At 60.4% G+C, this 17,212-nt stretch carries 21 protein-coding genes; 5 read left to right on the top strand and 16 right to left on the bottom strand.

What is annotated here, in order from left to right; genetic code table 11:
- Positions 1-205: 205 nt before the first annotated feature.
- The 11 genes from speE to ccmA all read right to left on the bottom strand — a co-directional run bounded on the left by speE (position 206) and on the right by ccmA (position 8,605).
- Positions 206-1,081, bottom strand: a complete 876-nt coding sequence (gene speE, locus FBX99_RS10100) for a polyamine aminopropyltransferase (RefSeq protein ID WP_145131384.1) — start codon at positions 1,079-1,081, stop codon at positions 206-208.
- A 137-nt stretch (positions 1,082-1,218) separates the two neighbouring features.
- Entirely contained in the window at positions 1,219-1,626 is a 408-nt protein-coding gene (locus FBX99_RS10095) for a hypothetical protein (protein WP_144928187.1), read from the bottom strand.
- A gap of 14 nt (positions 1,627-1,640) precedes the next feature.
- Complete coding sequence (gene ccmI / locus FBX99_RS10090) at positions 1,641-2,843, bottom strand: c-type cytochrome biogenesis protein CcmI (protein WP_144928189.1); 1,203 nt, start codon at positions 2,841-2,843, stop codon at positions 1,641-1,643.
- Entirely contained in the window at positions 2,836-3,309 is a 474-nt protein-coding gene (locus FBX99_RS10085) for a cytochrome c-type biogenesis protein (RefSeq protein ID WP_144928191.1), read from the bottom strand. Before FBX99_RS10085 ends, ccmI begins: the two co-directional genes overlap by 8 nt.
- Positions 3,306-3,842, bottom strand: coding sequence for a DsbE family thiol:disulfide interchange protein (locus FBX99_RS10080; RefSeq protein ID WP_145131382.1), 537 nt, complete (start codon positions 3,840-3,842; stop codon positions 3,306-3,308). Before FBX99_RS10080 ends, FBX99_RS10085 begins: the two co-directional genes overlap by 4 nt.
- Positions 3,839-5,827, bottom strand: coding sequence for a heme lyase CcmF/NrfE family subunit (locus tag FBX99_RS10075; protein ID WP_145131380.1), 1,989 nt, complete (start codon positions 5,825-5,827; stop codon positions 3,839-3,841). Before FBX99_RS10075 ends, FBX99_RS10080 begins: the two co-directional genes overlap by 4 nt.
- Positions 5,828-5,830: 3 nt before the next feature.
- The gene (gene ccmE, locus FBX99_RS10070) at positions 5,831-6,286 is read right to left on the bottom strand and encodes a cytochrome c maturation protein CcmE (RefSeq protein ID WP_145131379.1); all 456 of its coding nucleotides are present in this window, start codon (positions 6,284-6,286) and stop codon (positions 5,831-5,833) included.
- Positions 6,283-6,459, bottom strand: coding sequence for a heme exporter protein CcmD (gene ccmD, locus FBX99_RS10065; RefSeq protein ID WP_042729135.1), 177 nt, complete (start codon positions 6,457-6,459; stop codon positions 6,283-6,285). Before ccmD ends, ccmE begins: the two co-directional genes overlap by 4 nt.
- On the bottom strand, positions 6,456-7,211 hold the full coding sequence (locus tag FBX99_RS10060; RefSeq protein ID WP_145131377.1) for a heme ABC transporter permease: 756 nt from the start codon (positions 7,209-7,211) through the stop codon (positions 6,456-6,458). Before FBX99_RS10060 ends, ccmD begins: the two co-directional genes overlap by 4 nt.
- Positions 7,212-7,304: 93 nt before the next feature.
- Positions 7,305-7,973, bottom strand: a complete 669-nt coding sequence (gene ccmB, locus FBX99_RS10055) for a heme exporter protein CcmB (RefSeq protein ID WP_003183957.1) — start codon at positions 7,971-7,973, stop codon at positions 7,305-7,307.
- Positions 7,970-8,605 (bottom strand): cytochrome c biogenesis heme-transporting ATPase CcmA, encoded by a 636-nt coding sequence (gene ccmA, locus FBX99_RS10050; protein WP_144928201.1) that lies wholly within the window; start codon positions 8,603-8,605, stop codon positions 7,970-7,972. The genes ccmB and ccmA overlap by 4 nt, the downstream gene beginning before the upstream one ends.
- 198 nt (positions 8,606-8,803) lie before the next feature.
- Between ccmA and FBX99_RS10045 the strand changes: the two genes are divergently transcribed.
- From FBX99_RS10045 to FBX99_RS10025, 5 genes are all read left to right on the top strand, one after another.
- The gene (locus FBX99_RS10045; RefSeq protein ID WP_145131375.1) at positions 8,804-10,375 is read left to right on the top strand and encodes a flagellar hook-length control protein FliK; all 1,572 of its coding nucleotides are present in this window, start codon (positions 8,804-8,806) and stop codon (positions 10,373-10,375) included.
- A complete protein-coding gene (locus tag FBX99_RS10040; RefSeq protein WP_144928205.1) occupies positions 10,372-10,701 on the top strand; it encodes an EscU/YscU/HrcU family type III secretion system export apparatus switch protein in 330 nt (109 codons plus the stop codon). The genes FBX99_RS10045 and FBX99_RS10040 overlap by 4 nt, the downstream gene beginning before the upstream one ends.
- A 543-nt stretch (positions 10,702-11,244) precedes the next feature.
- On the top strand, positions 11,245-11,535 hold the full coding sequence (locus FBX99_RS10035; protein ID WP_144928207.1) for a fructose-bisphosphate aldolase: 291 nt from the start codon (positions 11,245-11,247) through the stop codon (positions 11,533-11,535).
- Positions 11,536-11,829: 294 nt separating this feature from the next.
- The gene (locus FBX99_RS10030) at positions 11,830-12,945 is read left to right on the top strand and encodes an AAA family ATPase (protein ID WP_144928209.1); all 1,116 of its coding nucleotides are present in this window, start codon (positions 11,830-11,832) and stop codon (positions 12,943-12,945) included.
- The gene (locus FBX99_RS10025) at positions 12,939-13,514 is read left to right on the top strand and encodes a DUF4276 family protein (RefSeq protein ID WP_145131373.1); all 576 of its coding nucleotides are present in this window, start codon (positions 12,939-12,941) and stop codon (positions 13,512-13,514) included. Before FBX99_RS10030 ends, FBX99_RS10025 begins: the two co-directional genes overlap by 7 nt.
- Positions 13,515-13,574: 60 nt before the next feature.
- Here FBX99_RS10025 and FBX99_RS10020 read toward each other — a convergent pair whose 3' ends face one another.
- The 5 genes from FBX99_RS10020 to motD all read right to left on the bottom strand — a co-directional run bounded on the left by FBX99_RS10020 (position 13,575) and on the right by motD (position 17,205).
- Positions 13,575-13,970 (bottom strand): DUF2802 domain-containing protein, encoded by a 396-nt coding sequence (locus FBX99_RS10020; RefSeq protein ID WP_144928213.1) that lies wholly within the window; start codon positions 13,968-13,970, stop codon positions 13,575-13,577.
- Positions 13,971-14,456 (bottom strand): chemotaxis protein CheW, encoded by a 486-nt coding sequence (locus tag FBX99_RS10015; protein ID WP_145131372.1) that lies wholly within the window; start codon positions 14,454-14,456, stop codon positions 13,971-13,973.
- Positions 14,457-14,526: 70 nt separating this feature from the next.
- A complete protein-coding gene (locus FBX99_RS10010) occupies positions 14,527-15,399 on the bottom strand; it encodes a CheW domain-containing protein (protein ID WP_144928215.1) in 873 nt (290 codons plus the stop codon).
- Between the two features lie 80 nt (positions 15,400-15,479).
- Positions 15,480-16,271 (bottom strand): ParA family protein, encoded by a 792-nt coding sequence (locus FBX99_RS10005; RefSeq protein WP_144928217.1) that lies wholly within the window; start codon positions 16,269-16,271, stop codon positions 15,480-15,482.
- Between the two features lie 49 nt (positions 16,272-16,320).
- On the bottom strand, positions 16,321-17,205 hold the full coding sequence (gene motD, locus FBX99_RS10000; RefSeq protein WP_047701632.1) for a flagellar motor protein MotD: 885 nt from the start codon (positions 17,203-17,205) through the stop codon (positions 16,321-16,323).
- Positions 17,206-17,212 lie beyond the last annotated feature (7 nt).

Genomic DNA, 17,212 nt, shown 5'->3' with positions numbered 1-17,212 from the left:
AGATGTTGCACGAACGGCTAAGGCATTGCCATTAAATAACCGACGGCAATAAAGGCGCGAGGGATTGTCCGCAAGATTTTGTGAAAATTTCGTTCAATGAATATCTGGAAACACAAAATGCCCGAACCAACCTCAATAACAAGCCGCCCCTATTGTGACGAGGGGATTTATCCCCTTGCCACAAAAAGCCCCGCAGGCTCACCGATCAGTCGTTACTCGGCTTGTTTATCGCCTGCAACACGTACTGGGGCATGGCAAACGCACCGAGGTGAATCTCAGGGTTGTAGTAGCGGGTGACAATGCCGCTGCCAATGAACCGCTCATGCAGGGTTTCACGGGAGAGCTTGCGGTAAGCGCTGTCGGTCGAGCCCCAGGCGAAAGTCATGGCGCCACCGATGTAGGTCGGCACGGCTGCCTGGTAGAAGTGCCAGTCGGCAAACAGGCCTCGCAGGCGGCCGGCGGTGGTCTGCACTTCGCCCAACTGCATGAACGGCGTGCCGTTCTGGGTCACCAGGATGCCGCCGTCGTTCAGGCAGCGATGGCAAGCCTGGTAGAAGTTTTCCGAGAACAGCACTTCACCCGGGCCGATCGGGTCGGTGGAGTCGGAAATAATGACGTCGAACTTCTCTTGAGTGGTGGAGACGAAGCGCATGCCATCATCGATCACCAGGTTCAATCGCGGGTCGTCATAGGCGCCCTTGGAGTGGTTGGGCAGGAATTCCTTGCACATGTCCACCACGGTGCCGTCGATTTCCACCATGGTGATGTGCTCGACACCCATGTGTTTGGTCACCTCACGCAACATGCCGCCATCACCGCCACCGATGATCAGCACCCGCTTGGCCTTGCCATGAGCCAGTATGGGCACATGGGTGAGCATCTCGTGGTAGATGAACTCATCGGCTTCGGTGGTCTGGATCACGCCATCGAGCGCCATCACCCGCCCCATGCGCGGGTTCTCGAAGATCACCAGGTGCTGGTGCTCGGTACGCACTTCGTGGAGCAGCTTGTCCATCCGGAAACGTTGGCCGTAGCCTTCGTAGAGGGTTTCCAGGTAGTCGCCGGTCGGGGTGGTCGTCATGGTCAGGTGCTCCGATAGCTCACAAAGGCGCGCATTCTACGACGATGGGGATGACAGGTCGAACCTTGAACGCCTGGCCAGACAAAGATCCTGTGGCGAGGGAACTTGCTCCCTGGCCACAGGATCAGCATCGCTCGTCAGTGGAACTGGCGCCCCAGTCCACCCGGCACGCCTTCGATGGTGGTGTCTTCCCACGGCCCGTTCGGGCTGACAGAGCGGCTCCAGCCGTTGTTCCAGCGATAGTAGGTGCGTTGGCGGTAGAAGGTGTTGGGCTGGTTATCCAGCACATAGACCCCAAGCTTAGCGTCCCAGTGGCTGTTGCCCCCAGGCGGTGGGGCGAAACTGGCGGAAGTGCGCGGCAGCGGCTTGGCCGGCTTGTTCGGGGTGGCCGGTTTGCCCGGGGCGGTGGACGGCACCGGTTTGGTGGTCGGCGTCGAAGGCGGAATCGGTGGCAGCGGCGTCGTGGGCTCCGGCGGACGATGGACCGCACAAGCGCTCAGGCCCAGGACGAGCGTCAACAGAGTGATACGAGCGATGGCGGTCATGGAGTAAATTCCTGTCATTGGTCCGGGCTGTCGATGGTCAGTTGTTGCGGCGTCGTGGTACTGCTGGCCAGGGGTTGGCTGCGGCCGATCCATTCACCGGAAGTCGGTTGCCCGGCCCGGGAGATACGCGCCACCAGTTGGACTTCAGGGAAGTTCGACAGTTTCAGTTGCGGCATCATCGCATCCGCGTCCCCCAGCTCGACGCTGACGGGCAGGTCGGCGACGGTCAGGCGCTTGGCCGCCAGCGGCGCCGGCGGACCGGAAACGGCACGGGCAAAGATGAATACGCTGTCGCCAGGCTGCACCTTGGCCTTGAGGGCCGGCGCCAGGTCGACACGTACCTTGAGCAGTGCGCCGGCCTTGACCGTCGGAACCTGAGCCACCTTGCCGCCACTGGCTTGCAGCTTCTCGGTGGCGCGGGCAATGCCGCCTTGCAGCGCCTCGCGGGATTTGTCGCCCTCCGGCAGTTGCGCCAGCAGGCGCCCCCAGAAGTCGATTGCGTCCTGATAGCGCTCGCCTTCAAACGCGGCGATGCCCAACAGGCCCAGGCTGGTGACTTCCTTGGGATCGAGTTTCAGGGCCTCGTCGGTCAAGGCCTGGACCTTGTCCGACCATTTCTTGCCGTCGGTAAAATACTGCGCCTGGGCCCACTGCCCCAGCAGCTCGGGCTGCCGCCCCGCCAACGCCACGGTGCGCTCGAAGATCTTCGCCGCATCCGCCGGCCGATCCTGGGCCATGTAGGTACGCCCGAGGAAATACAAGCCCTCGGCGGAATTCGGTTGTGCCGCCACCGCCCTTTCCAGGCGCTGGGTCATTTCTTCCATCGATTGCGGCGCCTGGGCGAATTCGCGGGTCAGTTCGACTTTGTCGCTCGCGCCGAAATGCAGGTACAGGCCCAGACCCAGCACCGGCACCAGCACAGCGGCGAGCAACGGCAGCGGCTTGCCCATGCGGGATTCGCGCGGCGCCTCGGCACCCTCGGTATCGGCGAGCAGTTCCCGGGCGGCTTCGGCACGGCCCGTGTCCAGTTGCGCGGCGTTGAGCACGCCCTCCGCCTGCTCGGCCTGCAACTCGGCGACACGCTCCTGGTACAGCGCCACGTTGAGCGCGGTGCGGTCCTCTTCCCGCTGGGCACGACGAACCCGCAGCACGGGGATCAACAGAAAACTCAGGGCAATCAGGAGAAGCAGACCTGCGGCGAGCCAGAAATCAATCATGCTTGGTGTTATCCAACAGTTGGTCGAGGCGCTGGCGCTCTTCGACGGAAAGCGTGTCCGGGGCGGCGGTGCGCTGCACCCGGCGGCGGCGCACGAGCAGCGCGATGACGACGAAGCCGCCGAGCAACAACCCGGCGGGGCCAAACCAGAGCAGTGCGGTCTTGGAGGTCAGGGCCGGGTTGTAACGCACGAACTCACCGTAGCGATCCACCATGAAGTCGATGATCTGCTGGTTGTCCTTGCCCTCGCCAAGCATGCGGAAGATTTCCTTGCGCAGGTCAGCGGCAATCGGGGCATTGGAGTCGGCGATGTCCTGGTTCTGGCACTTGGGGCAGCGCAGCTCCTTGGTCAGCTCGCGAAACCGCTCGCGCTCGCCTTCGTTGGCGAATTCGTAGGTGTCGATGGCGGCATGGGCAACACCAGCGAGACTCAACCCCAGGATGACGGCGGCTAACCAACGCTTCATGGCTTGGCCTCGTCCACCAGTGCCTGGTATTTGCCAGCCAGTTTCTCCCGCCAGACCTGCTCGTCGATTACCCCGACGAACTTGTCACGGATGATGCCCTTGGCGTCGATGAAGAAGGTTTCCGGAGCCCCATAGACCCCAAGGTTCAGGCCCAGGGAGCCCTCTTCATCACGAATGTCCAGTTGATATGGGTTGTGGAACTCGGCGAGCCACTTCAAGGCATCGACGTTGACATCCTTGTAATTGATGCCGTAGATCACCACGCCTTTCTCGGCCAGCTTGTTCAGCACCGGGTGCTCGACCCGGCAGGAAATGCACCAGGTGCCCCACACGTTGACCAGTGCCGGCTTACCCAGCAGATCAGCGCGGGTCAGGGTCTTGTCGCCCTGCACCGAAGGCAGGGTGAATTCCGGAAACGGTTTGCCGATCATCGCCGAAGGCAATGCGGACGGGTCCAGGAAAAGCCCCCGATACAGAAAGATTGCCACCACTATGAACAGCGCCAGCGGCAATACCATCAACCAACGTTTCATGCAGTGGCTCCCTTCACGCCCAGGGCTTCGCGCACCCGGGTTTTCACCTTGACCCGATAACGCCGATCCAGCGCCGCCAATGCCCCACCCAGTCCGGTGAGCAGACCGCCGAACCAGATCCAACGCACGAACGGCTTGACGTGCACCCGCACCGCCCAGGCGCCGTCGCCCAGGGACTCACCCAGGGCCACATAGAGGTCGCGGGTGAAACCGGCGTCGATGCCGGCCTCGGTCATCACCGAGTTCTGCACGGTGTACAGGCGTTTCTCGGGATGCAGTACCGCCACTTCCTGGCCGTCACGGATAACCCGCACCGTGCCTTTATCGGACGTGAAGTTCGGACCTTCGAAATGTTTGGCGCCTTCGAACATGAATTGGTAACCGGCCAGTTCCATGACCTCCCCCGGTGCCAGGCGCAGGTCGCGTTCGGCGCTGTTCTGAGTGGACAACACCACACCCAGGGCGCAGACGGCGATGCCCAGGTGAGCAACCTGCATGCCCCAGTAGCTGCGGGTCAGGGTTGCCAAGCCCTTGACCAGGCCTTTATGGCGGGTCTTGTCGAAGATGTCCCGTACACCGGCGAGCAATACCCAGGCGGCCAGCACGAAGGTCGCCAGCACGGCCCAGTTGAAATCGCCATAAGCGATTCCGGCCACCACGGCCAGGCCGGCAGTGCCCAGCAGCACCGGCGTCAGCATACCCAGCAGCCACTTGACCGGAGTGTCTTTCCAGCGCACCAGCACACCGACCGCCATCACCACCATCAGGATTGCCATCAGCGGAATGAACAGCGCATTGAAGTACGGCGGCCCGACCGACAGCTTGGCGCCGGAGAGCGCATCGAGCACCAGCGGATACAACGTTCCCAGCAGGATCATCGATGCGGCCACCACCAGCACCAGGTTGTTGCCCAACAGCAGCGTCTCTCGAGACCAGAGGTTGAAGCCGACCTGGCTCTTGACCACGGGTGCCCGCAAAGCGAACAACGTCAGCGAACCGCCGACCACGAACAGCAGGAACATCAGGATGAACACGCCGCGCTCGGGGTCCGAGGCGAAAGCATGCACCGACGTCAGCACGCCGGAACGCACCAGGAAGGTCCCCAACAGGCTCAGGGAAAACGCGGCGATCGCCAGCAGCACGGTCCAGCTCTTGAACACGCCACGCTTTTCCGTGACCGCCAGGGAGTGAATCAGTGCCGTGCCCACCAGCCAAGGCATGAACGAGGCGTTTTCCACCGGGTCCCAGAACCACCAGCCGCCCCAGCCCAGCTCGTAGTAGGCCCACCAAGAACCGAGGGTGATGCCGATGCCGAGGAAGGCCCAGGCGACGATGGTCCATGGGCGCGACCAGCGTGCCCACGCGGCATCGAGGCGACCACCCAGTAACGCGGCGATGGCAAAGGCAAACGCCACGGAAAAGCCGACGTAGCCCATGTAGAGCATCGGCGGGTGAACGATCAGGCCGATATCCTGTAGCAACGGATTGAGGTCGCGGCCGTCCATCGGCATCTGCGGCAGGATCCGCGCGAACGGGTTGGACGTGACGATCAGAAACAGCAGGAAGCCAGTGCTGATCATGCCCATGACCGCCAGCACCCGGGCGAGCATCACCTGGGGTAACTGCCGGGAGAACACCGAGACGGCGAAAGTCCAGCCGGCGAGAATCAAGGCCCAGAGCAGCAGCGAACCTTCATGGGCGCCCCACACCGCACTGAACTTGTAATACCAGGGCAAGGCGCTGTTGGAGTTACTCGCGACGTAGGCCACGGAAAAATCGTCGGTCATGAAGGCGTAGGTCAGGCAACCGAAGGCGAACACCATGAAGGCGAACTGACCCCACGCCGCCGGCTGGGCCAGGCTCATCCACAGGCGGTCGCCGCGCCAGGCACCGAGCAGCGGCACCACGGCCTGCACCAGGGCCAGGCACAGGGCCAGGATCATCGCCAGGTGGCCCAACTCGGGAATAAAAATGCCAGTGCTCATCAATCAGCCCTCCTTCACGGGAGCGGGTGCCGACTGACCACTGTCTTTAAGAGCCTTGGTCACCTCCGGCGGCATGTATTTTTCGTCGTGCTTGGCCAGCACTTCGTCGGCCACCACCACGCCGTCGGCGTTGAGCTTGCCCAGGGCGACGATGCCCTGTCCTTCACGGAACAGGTCCGGGAGGATGCCGCGATAGGTGATGGTCACGGTCTTGTTGAAGTCGGTGACGTTGAACTTCACGTCCAGCGAATCCCCGGAACGGACCAGCGAGCCCTTCTCCACCATGCCGCCGGCGCGAATACGCTTGGCTAGGGGCGCTTCGCCGTTGGCGATCTGGGTCGGGGTGTAGAACAGGTTGAGGTTCTCCTGCAGAGCACTCAGGGCCAGGCCGACCGCGGCACCGACCCCCACCAGGATCGCCAGGATGATGACGAGACGTTTTTTACGCAGCGGATTCACTGACCATTCTCCCGGCGCAGACGACGCGCCTCTTGTTGCAGATACCGCTTGCGGGCCAGGATCGGCACCGCCACATTGAGGGCCAGCACCGCCAGGCAGATGCCATAGGCCGACCAGACATACAGGCCATGATGGCCCATGGCGAGGAAATCGCCGAATGAAGCGAAACTCATCGAGCGGCCTCCAGGCTGTTCTGTACTTCGGCCTTCACCCAACTCGCCCGGGCTTCGCGCTTGAGCACTTCCAGGCGCATGCGCAGCAACAGCACCGCGCCGAAGAAACAGTAGAAACCCAACGCGGTGAGCAACAGCGGCAGCCACATTTCCATGGGCATCGCCGGTTTCTCGGTCAGCTTGAACGTGGCGCCCTGGTGCAGGGTGTTCCACCACTCCACCGAGTACTTGATGATCGGGATGTTGATCACCCCGACAATCGCCAGCACCGAGCAGGCCTTGGCGGCACTCTCACGATTGCTGATGGCGTTGCCCAGCGCAATAAGACCGAAGTACAGGAACAGCAGGATCAGCATCGACGTCAGTCGGGCATCCCAGACCCACCACGAGCCCCAGGTCGGCTTGCCCCAGATGGCTCCGGTGACCAACGCCACGGCGGTCATCCAGGCGCCGATGGGCGCGGCGCACTGCAGGGCCACGTCGGCCAGCTTCATCTTCCAGACCAGGCCGACCATGCCGCATACCGCCAGCATGACGTAGATCGACTGGGCGAGCATCGCTGTCGGCACATGGATGTAGATGATCCGGAAGCTGTTGCCCTGCTGATAATCCGGCGGCGCGAACGCCAGGCCCCAGACCACGCCGATGCCAATCAGCAGCAGTGCGGCAATGCTCAGCCAGGGCAATAATTTGCCGCTGATGCCGTAGAACCATTTGGGTGAGCCGAGCTTATGAAACCAGGTCCAGTTCATTGCTGTTTCCATCACGGTTGCGGCGCGCTGTCACACGCCGCGGGTCTGCCTTAACTTCACAGGAAGTGGTCGTTTTTTGACCAGGCCTCATTATTATTCGCCGACGCTGATCTTCAGGCCAGCAGCTATTGCAAAGGGTGTCAGGGTTATCGCCAGGGCGGTCAGGCTCCCAAGCCAGAGCAGATAACCGGTCGCCGGCATGCCTTGCAAGGCAGCTTGCAAGGCGCCACTGCCGAGGATCAACACCGGGATATACAGCGGCAGGATCAGCAACGCCAGCAACAGGCCGCCGCGCTTCAAGCCCACCGTCAACGCCGCCCCCACCGCACCGAGCAGGCTCAGCACCGGTGTACCCAGCAGCAACGAGACCAGCAGAACCGGCATGCACGCAGCAGGCAACCCCAGCATCATCGCCAGCAGCGGCGAGAGCAATACCAGCGCCAGTCCGGAAAAAACCCAGTGTGCCAGTACCTTGGCCAAAACCAGAAGGGCCAGGGGGTGCGACGAAAGGACCCACTGTTCCAGGGAACCGTCTTCGAAATCACTGCGGAAAAGCCCGTCCAGCGAGAGCAGGACCGACAAAAGCGCCGCCACCCAGACCAGCCCCGGCGACAAGGTTTGCAACAATTGAGTCTCCGGTCCGACCGCCAAGGGGAACAACGCGATGACGATCGCGAAGAACACCAGCGGGTTGGCCAGTTCGGCCGGACGACGGAACAGCAGGCGCGCCTCGCGGGCGAGCAACAGGCCAAACACGCTCATACGGCCCAGTTCCCCAGATCAATATTGCGATAACCGGACGGCATCCGGGCCAGGGTGTGGTGGGTGGTCAACAGCACCATGCCACCGCCTTCGCAATGCCTGGCCAGATGCTCCTCGAGTTGTGCCACGCCCTGCTTGTCCAAGGCAGTGAACGGTTCGTCGAGAATCCACAGCAGCGGGCTGTCCAGGTACAACCGGGCCAGTGCCACGCGACGCTGCTGGCCGGCGGACAAGGTATGGCAAGGCACGTCTTCGAAGCCGCGCAGCCCCACCGTGGCCAACGCTTGCCAGATCGCCTCGCGGCCGGCGGGTCGATGCAGCGCACAGAGCCAGCTGAGGTTTTCCTCGGGGGTCAGCAAATCCTTGATCCCGGCGGCGTGCCCGATCCAGAGCAGGTTGCGGGCCAGCTCGCTGCGCTGGTCCTGCAGGGGCCGACCATTGAGCAGCACGTTGCCTGCGGTCGGCTGCATCAACCCGGCCAGAAGCCGCAGCAGGCTGGTCTTGCCACTGCCGTTGGGGCCACTGACCTGCACCATATCGCCAGGCGAGAGTCTCAATTCGAGGTGTTCGAAAAGCAGCCGCAAGTCTCGCTCACAGGCGAGGCCGACAGTTTGCAAGAGAGGACTGGTCAAGGGATCGCGGGCCTTATACGGTTTAAGTCGGCGGTGCAGCGGCCGTTAAAGAGATGCAGCATAGATGCATTGACGGCCTGTTCCACAGAGCTGCGTCAAACAATTGCAAGGTTTTCGCCGCTCCCTGAAAGACGGGCGGCATTATACATGGCATGCCCCCAGGGGGCGTTCTCAATTAGTTCCAGGGTAAGACCGCAGATGACAGGCGACATGAACATCCAGCCGCTGCCCCAGCCCACGGCAACGACGCGTACGCCGGCGGTTGGTGGCGAGCTGCTCAAATTGCTGACGCCGGTCGAAGGCCTGATCGCTGCCGGCCAGACGGCCAGTGCCGAGGTGCTGTCGCTCAAGCAGGCAGACCAGACTTTCCAACTCTTGCTCAAGGTCACCCTGGAAAGTGGTCGCCAGACCACGGTGCAGGCCACCAGCGCCCAGCCGTTGCCACAAGGCACCAGCCTGGCGGTGACGCAGCCGTCCGCCAGCAACCTGGCGATCGCTGTACAACAGTCCGTTGCTTCCAGCGTTGCGACCCTGACCCGGATCGACACCGCGCAACTGCCGGTCGGCACCCTGCTGCAAGGCAAGGTGATTACCAGCCAGGCGTTGCCGCAATTGCCGGGGCAACCGGCGGTGTATCGGTCGCTGGTGAGCCTGCTCAACACCGCCCAGGCCGGCAGCACCCTGGACATCGACAGCCCCCGGCCGCTGCGTATCGGCACGCTGTTGAGCGCCCAGGTGCAGGATGCCCAGACATTGAAATTCATTCCGCTGAGCAACCGCCAGGAACAATTGGCGGTGAGCCAGCAACTGGTGACCCAGGTGAATCGCCAGGGATCGTTGGACAGCCTGATCAGTGCCCTGCAGGCGCTACCCGCCACGGACGAGACCGGCGTCGAGCTGCGTGCCGCGGTAACGCGCCTGCTGGCCAACCTGCCGGATGTACAGCAATTGAGCACGCCCAAAGGCTTGGCCCAGGCCTTGGCTGCCAGCGGTGTATTTCTGGAAAGCAAGCTGCTGGCCGGACAACCTCCGAGCGTAGCCGCGGACCTCAAGGGTGACCTGCTGAAGTTGATCGCCCAACTGACCACGACCCTGCCCGCTTCCACCAATCTCGGCGCAGTCATCGCCGCCAACACCCTGGCCCAGGCCTTGCCCAGCTTCGTGCGCAACGCCCTGGGTACCCTCGGCCAGGTCAGCGCAAAGCCGCAGCCCACCGGTTTCCCCCTACCCTCGCGCCTGCTGAAAGGCCAGGACGATGAAGGCGACCTGGAACACCTGTTGCGCCTCGCCGCCGCCGCCGTATCGCGCTTGCAAAGTCACCAGCTGTCAAGCCTGGAGCAAACCGGCCTGACCGATGACGGTCGCTTGATGAGCACCTGGCAACTGGAAATCCCGATGCGCAACCTGCAGGACATCGTGCCGTTGCAGGTCAAGTTTCAACGGGAGGAAACCCCGCCTCGGGAACAACCCAACGAGCGTCGGGAAGAACGCGAGGCCAAGCAGCAACTCTGGCGGGTCGAGCTGGCATTCGACCTGGAGCCGCTGGGACCGCTGCAGGTCCAGGCGCAATTGCTCAGCGGCAGCCTGTCCAGCCAGTTGTGGGCGGAACGGCCCTACACGGCAAACCTGATCGAACGCAACCTGGCGGCACTGCGCGAGCGCCTGGTGACCTGCGGCGTGAACGTTACAGACCTGGACTGCCATGTCGGCATCCCGCCCAAAGGCCCCAAGACCCGACTCGAACAACGTTGGGTGGACGAAACCGCATGACAACCCACACCGAACCCCGCCAGGCCATCGCCCTCAAATACGACGGCCACCACGCCCCGACCCTCACCGCCAAGGGCGACGAAGCCCTGGCCGAGGAAATCCTGCGGATCGCCCGAGACAGTGAAGTGCCGATCTATGAAAATGCCGAGCTGGTGAAGCTCCTGGCCCGGCTGGAACTGGGGGAGAGTATTCCGCAGGAGTTGTATCTCACCATCGCCGAAATCATAGCCTTTGCCTGGAAACTCAAGGGCAAATTCCCCGAGGGGTTCGACCCGCATGCGCCGAGTGTCGAGAAGGATGTGACGGCGCGCGGGGAGGATTACTGACTGTCGGCGGCGACGCTGAATACGAACAATCTACTCATTGAAGAGAGTCTCGAACTGATCGCTGGCTAGCGACGCGACCGATTTTGAAGTCTGTAAATCCTGTGGGAAATAACTGTCTAAGTTGAAGGAGTCAGCACTCGCTGGGCCGAGAAACAACCCAAACCCTGCTAACCCGTACCCCCAGACATAGCGCAACAGCCGGTTTTTAATGGGCTTGCATCACGAAGCGCGGGGGAACCACTCGCCAGGATATCCACCTGAGCTTCCTACAGCCTGGTTGCGGCTACCAAAATCACTGCCTAAAGTTGGCCTGTCGCCGACATCAGTTGGCGAAGGGTTTCGCAGCCCTTAAGATTGATACCTTGTTCGCCATGTACGGCCGGCTTTCGGTTGCGCATCGTTTCATGGCGGTTGTGCGTGGGAGACCTTCGGGTCTGCCGGGTCTTGGTGTTAATCCTCCGGTCTGCGAACCCGCGCATAACTGCCACCCATCCTGTTTCGCAGCAGAACGGTGGCAATCCAATTTTTATCAGGATTAACACCATGACAACTCAACACACGCTCAACCACTTCACCCCCATGTCTCACTTCGCCACCGAACATCCCATCCTTCTCATTGATGCCAATGCCCCACTGACTGAACTCCACAGCTGCCTGAACGAACGTCTCGAAGCCGTCCTCAAGTATCTCAGTCTCATGGCCTGCACCACCCTGCCCGACTATGCCGAAAACGACGTAAATACAGTCACCAACATTGCTCGGATTCTGGTTCAGGATGTGAGCGATGTGTTTCGGGTAATTGAGGTACGGGGGATGGAGGCATCTGAGGGATAGTTGCGGTTCTAGACATACAACCCGTCTCGGCGGGTTGTTGCTTTTCTGGTTCGTATTTAGAAGCGATAGAAAGCCTTCTGAAAGACGCTCAGTAAGATTTAGGCCTCCACGTTCTTGGTCTTTGTCTTGAATGCAAAACAGCCAATAGCTCTACCGAATTTCACTCAGGAGCAGGCTTTCCAATTTGTCTATAGAATCAGCGCCCATTGAGTAGAATACGTTACGAAAAATGACTCCAAGCGCCTGATCTCAAGGATTTCTGTGCTGGTGACCGAGGAGAGCTGAGGATTTGCGATGAAAATTGAATACCTCGAGATCGAAGGCTTCAAGAGCGCGGTAAACATAGTCCTGCGGGATGTGCCGCCCTTTACAGCTCTAGCCGGCTCGAACGGTGCGGGTAAGAGCAACATTACTGACGCGCTGGCCTTTCTGGGTGCGGTAGTGAAGCGAGGAGCTGCCCAGGCAATACGTGACTTTGGGGGATTCCAGCAGATTCACTGCTTCAAGCATAGGAAGGAAAAACGAACGACGATCTCCTTTGCACTCAGGATAAAGCTCAAAGAAGAGTTGTTCGACTACAGCTTGAAAATATCCGGGATAGATCGGGTACCTCAAGTACTTGAAAGCTTGAAGGTCAACGGCAAACAGGTCATTGACCGCAAGACTAGCAACGAAACGCAGATTGCTTTAAGTGACGCCCAGGGTCTGCAGCTCTTGCCTGAATATGCACAGGACATGACTGCGCTCATGCTGCTCAGCCATTCGCCACTTTATCGCATGCTCACCAATATCCAAGTATTCCGGATCGATCCGCTAGAAGCCAAGGAACCTGACAACTCAACAGCAGACGCTACGACACTCGATAGCCACGGTCGAAACGTGGCAACCATGTTGTCAGTTCTGGAGAAAAACGAACGCTTTCGTGACCAGGTACTGGAATGGATCGAGTTGATAGTTCCGGGAATGGAGAATGTCTCTACCGAGAAGCAAAGGTTGGATGGCTCAACGGTGATCACCTTCAAGGAAGAAGGAACAAAAGCTCGGTTCCCGGCACGGCTGATTTCTGACGGTACGATTTATGCCCTGTGCATCATGACCGCTGTATTAAGCCGTGCAGACAAATCAGGCATCACAATCATAGAGGAGCCGGAACGAGGCATTCATCCGAAAGCTATCGGTGAGCTGGTCCAGTTGATGCGTGAAAATGCGTCCGTGGAGCACCCAGTTCTCATCACCACCCATAGCGAATCCGTTGTCCGGAATCTTGACCTTGTAGAACTGTGGCTCGTGAATAAAGAGGATGGCAAGACCAAGGTCAAATGCGCTTCGGACTCAAGGGTCGATAAAAAAGATATCCCGCTGGACACCGCCTGGCTGGCCAATCTTTTTGATGGAGGCCTGCCATGGTAAAAGTTGGATTCATCGTTGAAGGCGACAGCGAAAAAATCGTTATCGAATCCGCTGACTTCAGAGCGCTTCTGCTGGAAAACGACTTTGAACTGGTCAATCCCGTGGTCAATGCCAAGGGAGGCGGTAATCTTTTACCGCAAAACATCGACGCCTATCTGGCGCGCCTGGATCAGCAAGCAGTGGACAGAATCGTTGTGCTTACTGATCTCGAAGATGAAGAATCGGTTGATGTAGTCAGAGCGCGCGTCTCAAACGATCGAATAGATATCACATTTGTCGCTGTAAAAGCATTGGAAGGATGGTTCCTGGCTGACTCAAGTGCAATACGCAAATGGCTTGACGTCCATCACTTCGATGAGCCTCAACCCGAGCAGACACTGAACAAGCCCTGGGACCGCCTCAAAGAAATATCAAATGAGCTTGGCAAACGCGGTCCGGGCAACAAGACCGCGTTTGCAAAGAAGATGGTCAAGCACTATGGCTTCAGCATTCGTCAAGCCGCCTCGCACCCAGAGTGCCCAAGTGCGAAGGAACTTGTCAGCTATTTCACGAGGCAGGGACAAGCCTAAGCACAGGACAACCTGCAAGGCTGAAATCTCTTGCAGCTTGCAGCTTGCCGCTCAAGGCTCTTAGCCACCTCTATGCAACTTGCTCATCAACTCCGCCTCGGCCTGGGTCAAGCCACAGGCCTGGGTCAGTTCGTCGATACTGGCGCCCATGCCCACCAGCCGCGCAGCCTGGGCAAAGGACAAGCTCGAGGGGTCGCGCTGTTCCAGTTGAGCCAGTTTGTCCGGTAACGGGCCGACCACGGCGCGCAGCTCATGGATGGCTTCCCCCATGCGCACGGTACCGTTCTGGTAATCGTCGACACGCTTGGCCAGGTCCCTGATGCGCTGATCGCGCAGCGCATCGCCCTGGGCCTGTTGAGCGGCGACCTGCCGCTGCTCGCGTATGTACGCCAGGAACATCGCCAGCGTGCCTGCCCAGAAAAGAAACAGGACAATGACTGCTACCTCAAGAATCAATCAGATACTCTCCAGTTCCGACCACTCTTCTTCACTCATCATTTTTTCCAGCTCGACCAGGATCAGCAACTCGTTGTTCTTGTTGCAGACGCCCTGGATGAACTTGGCCGATTCTTCGTTACCGACGTTAGGCGCGGTTTCGATTTCCGACTGACGCAAGTAAACCACTTCGGCAACGCTGTCGACCAGGATACCGACCACTTGCTTGTCGGCTTCGATGATCACGATACGGGTGTTGTCATTGACCTCGGTGGAGTTCAGGCCAAAACGCTGGCGGGTGTCGATCACCGTAACCACGTTGCCACGCAGGTTGATGATCCCCAGCACGTAGTTTGGCGCACCCGGTACCGGGGCAATCTCGGTATAGCGCAGCACTTCCTGCACGCGCATCACGTTGATGCCGTAGGTTTCGTTATCGAGTTTGAAGGTGACCCATTGCAGGATCGGATCTTCGGAACCCTTGAGAGACGACGCCTTATCATTCATACCCTGACCCCTCGAAAAACCGCCTGTGGCGGTGTGTTCTGCGCCGTGACGCTGTGCGCCACCGACTGTGTTATTTCGGTTTCTGGACCGGCTTGGTGCCGCCCAGGTGTTTTGCCCCGCCACTGGCGATCAGCTCCGCCAGCTCGGAAACGTCCAGCAAGGCGCACATATGCTCGATCACCGTACCTGCCAGCCATGGCCGTTGCCCTCGATGGCTGCGCCATTTGATCTCGCTCGGGTCCAGGCGCAGGGAACGGCTGACCTGGTGCACCGCCAATCCCCACTCGTAACCTTGTACCGAAATCACGTACTGCAGGCCCTGGCGAAAATCATCGCGATAACGGTCCGGCATCACCCAGCGCGCCGTATCCAATACCTTCAGGTTGCCGGCCTGGCTCGGCAGGATCCCAAGAAACCAATCCGGCTGGCCAAACAACGGCGTCAATTCGTGCCCGGCCAGGGAGTAAATCGACCCCAGGCATACCAGCGGCACCGCCAGGGTCAACCCGGCCACATCGAACAACAGACACTCGAACGGCTCCGCAGCCCAGGCCGGGCGGTCGTCGGTTTCTACCGGCGGCGGTGTGTTGCTCGGTGGCAGATGGACTTCCACCACCGGCGTCACCAGGCCCTGCAACAACGGTGCAACGGTGGAAACCGCAGCCAGCACCGGCGCAGGCGCCTCCATGATCTTCACCGGTGGCCTGGCGGCCGGTGTTTCCACCGCTGCGGCAACCACTGACTTGCGAGCATCACGGGCCTGCTCTTCGAGCACGGCCGCCTGAAACTCATCCAGCACACCTTCGGCTTCGACGGACGCGGGCAGAGCCTCGGGCACGCTCGGCTCCGGTGGCAATTCTTCGGTCGCTTCCTGCAACAGCCCATCCAGGTAGGACTGCAAGGCCATTTGCGGACGCGAGGTTGTCTTGATCGGGCGGTTCATGAAAACAGTGCACCGCATATAAACGTTATCGGCATGAGTGCCATCAGACTTGAGCCTGCAGAGCGTTTGGAAGCGTTCAATCAGGCCACCTGCTGGGGAACAAGTTGCTGGGCCAGCAGGTGCTTGAGCAAGGCCCGGTAGGCCAGAACGCCACGGCTCTTGCCATCGAACTGGGAGGGGGTCACACCGGCGCGGCTGGCATCGCGCAAACGCGTGTCGACCGGGATGTAGCCCTGCCAGATTTCATCCGGGTACATGTCCCGCAATACGCGCAAGGTTCCCATGGACGCCTGGGTACGGCGGTCGAACAAGGTCGGCACGATGTTGAACGGCAGCGACTGTTTGCGTGAGCGGTTGACCATCGCCAGGGTGTTGACCATCCGCTCCAACCCCTTGACCGCCAGGTGCTCGGTCTGCACCGGGATCACCAGTTGCTGACTGGCCGCCAAGGCATTGACCATCAACAGGCCCAGCAGCGGCGGACTGTCGATGATTGCGTAATCGAAATCCTGCCACAGCTGCGCCAGACTCTTGGCGATCACCAGGCCCAAGCCGCCCTGCCCCGGCGACTGCCGCTCCAGGGTGGCCAGGGCGGTGCTCGACGGCAACAGCGAAATCCGCTCGTCGCTGGTGGACAGCAGCAATTGCCCCGGCAAACCCTCAGGCACATGGCCCCGATGCAGGAACAAGTCGTAGTTGCTGTGCTCCAGGCTATCGGGATCGTAGCCGAAATAGCTGGTCATCGAGCCATGGGGGTCCAGGTCGACGAGGACCACACGCTTGCCCGCCTCGGCCAGTAATCCGGCTAAAGCGATGGAAGAAGTGGTTTTACCCACCCCACCTTTTTGATTGGCAACTGCCCAGACTCTCATTCGGATCGTTCCTCCCGGCCGAAACAGGCTCGACCGAGAAATAGCTCGGTTATAAAGCGGGTGACGGAGAATTGACGGCGCTCTGTCTTCCCGGTGTCTTGACCGGGGTCGGTGCAGTTTGTGTGCCAGCCCGCTTCAATGCCGCATCCGGCTTTGCGTTGGCCGTACCGGTACCGGTCAGGCTGCGGCGTACATCGAGGTTGCGCGACACCACCAGTACGACGCGCCGATTTTTCGCCCGCCCTTCGACGGTGGCGTTGTTGGCCACCGGTTGGAACTCGCCATACCCCACCGACGCCAGGCGTCCGGGGTTCACACCCTGCATCGCAAGCATGCGGACAATGCTCGCCGAGCGGGCCGAAGACAGCTCCCAGTTGGTCGGGTACTGCGCGGTGCGAATCGGCTGGTCGTCCGTAAACCCCTCCACATGGATCGGGTTGTCGAACGGTTTCAGGATCGCTGCCACCTTGTCGATGATGTTGAACGCCATGTCGCTGGGCATGGCGTCGCCGCTGCCGAACAACAGGCTGGAGTTGAGTTCGATCTCTACCCACAGCTCGTTGCCGCGCACGGTCATCTGGTTGGAACTGATCAGGTCACCGAATGCCGCGCTGATGTCATCGGCGATGCTTTTCAACGGATCGCTGCCACCGGCAATGCCGGCATCGACCTGTTCGGCGTCGCGGACCAACGGCTTGGCCGGTGTGGTCGTCTTGGGCCGCTCGTCGCCAATGGGAATCGGCTTGAGGGCGCGGTCCGAGTCGGTAAATACACCAATCAACGCTTCGGAGATGACCTTGTATTTACCCTCGTTGACCGAGGAGATCGAATACATGACCACGAAAAAGGCGAACAGCAATGTGATGAAGTCGGCGTAGGACACCAGCCAACGTTCATGATTGACGTGCTCTTCATGATGCCTGCGACGCGCCATGGTCCAT

It is taken from the genome of Pseudomonas sp. SJZ074, assembly GCF_007828215.1.
Taxonomy (GTDB): Bacteria; Pseudomonadota; Gammaproteobacteria; order Pseudomonadales; family Pseudomonadaceae; genus Aquipseudomonas.
The sequence above is the reverse complement of the archived record's forward strand: the minus strand, read 5'-3'. Positions and strand labels throughout refer to the sequence as shown.

Excerpts from the sequence above, each read along its gene's own strand:
- FBX99_RS10075 (WP_145131380.1), bottom strand. The coding sequence starts at position 5,827 with ATGAGCACTGGCATTTTTATTCCCGAGTTGGGCCACCTGGCGATGATC.
- FBX99_RS10040 (WP_144928205.1), top strand. The coding sequence starts at position 10,372 with ATGACAACCCACACCGAACCCCGCCAGGCCATCGCCCTCAAATACGAC.
- FBX99_RS10025 (WP_145131373.1), top strand. The coding sequence starts at position 12,939 with ATGGTAAAAGTTGGATTCATCGTTGAAGGCGACAGCGAAAAAATCGTT.
- FBX99_RS10095 (WP_144928187.1), bottom strand. The coding sequence starts at position 1,626 with ATGACCGCCATCGCTCGTATCACTCTGTTGACGCTCGTCCTGGGCCTG.
- FBX99_RS10085 (WP_144928191.1), bottom strand. The coding sequence starts at position 3,309 with ATGAAGCGTTGGTTAGCCGCCGTCATCCTGGGGTTGAGTCTCGCTGGT.
- FBX99_RS10035 (WP_144928207.1), top strand. The coding sequence starts at position 11,245 with ATGACAACTCAACACACGCTCAACCACTTCACCCCCATGTCTCACTTC.
- FBX99_RS10045 (WP_145131375.1), top strand. The coding sequence starts at position 8,804 with ATGACAGGCGACATGAACATCCAGCCGCTGCCCCAGCCCACGGCAACG.
- FBX99_RS10015 (WP_145131372.1), bottom strand. The coding sequence starts at position 14,456 with ATGAATGATAAGGCGTCGTCTCTCAAGGGTTCCGAAGATCCGATCCTG.
- ccmI (WP_144928189.1), bottom strand. The coding sequence starts at position 2,843 with ATGATTGATTTCTGGCTCGCCGCAGGTCTGCTTCTCCTGATTGCCCTG.
- FBX99_RS10010 (WP_144928215.1), bottom strand. The coding sequence starts at position 15,399 with ATGAACCGCCCGATCAAGACAACCTCGCGTCCGCAAATGGCCTTGCAG.
- ccmB (WP_003183957.1), bottom strand. The coding sequence starts at position 7,973 with ATGAGCGTGTTTGGCCTGTTGCTCGCCCGCGAGGCGCGCCTGCTGTTC.
- FBX99_RS10080 (WP_145131382.1), bottom strand. The coding sequence starts at position 3,842 with ATGAAACGTTGGTTGATGGTATTGCCGCTGGCGCTGTTCATAGTGGTG.
- motD (WP_047701632.1), bottom strand. The coding sequence starts at position 17,205 with ATGGCGCGTCGCAGGCATCATGAAGAGCACGTCAATCATGAACGTTGG.
- FBX99_RS10030 (WP_144928209.1), top strand. The coding sequence starts at position 11,830 with ATGAAAATTGAATACCTCGAGATCGAAGGCTTCAAGAGCGCGGTAAAC.
- FBX99_RS10005 (WP_144928217.1), bottom strand. The coding sequence starts at position 16,271 with ATGAGAGTCTGGGCAGTTGCCAATCAAAAAGGTGGGGTGGGTAAAACC.
- ccmD (WP_042729135.1), bottom strand. The coding sequence starts at position 6,459 with ATGAGTTTCGCTTCATTCGGCGATTTCCTCGCCATGGGCCATCATGGC.
- FBX99_RS10060 (WP_145131377.1), bottom strand. The coding sequence starts at position 7,211 with ATGAACTGGACCTGGTTTCATAAGCTCGGCTCACCCAAATGGTTCTAC.
- speE (WP_145131384.1), bottom strand. The coding sequence starts at position 1,081 with ATGACGACCACCCCGACCGGCGACTACCTGGAAACCCTCTACGAAGGC.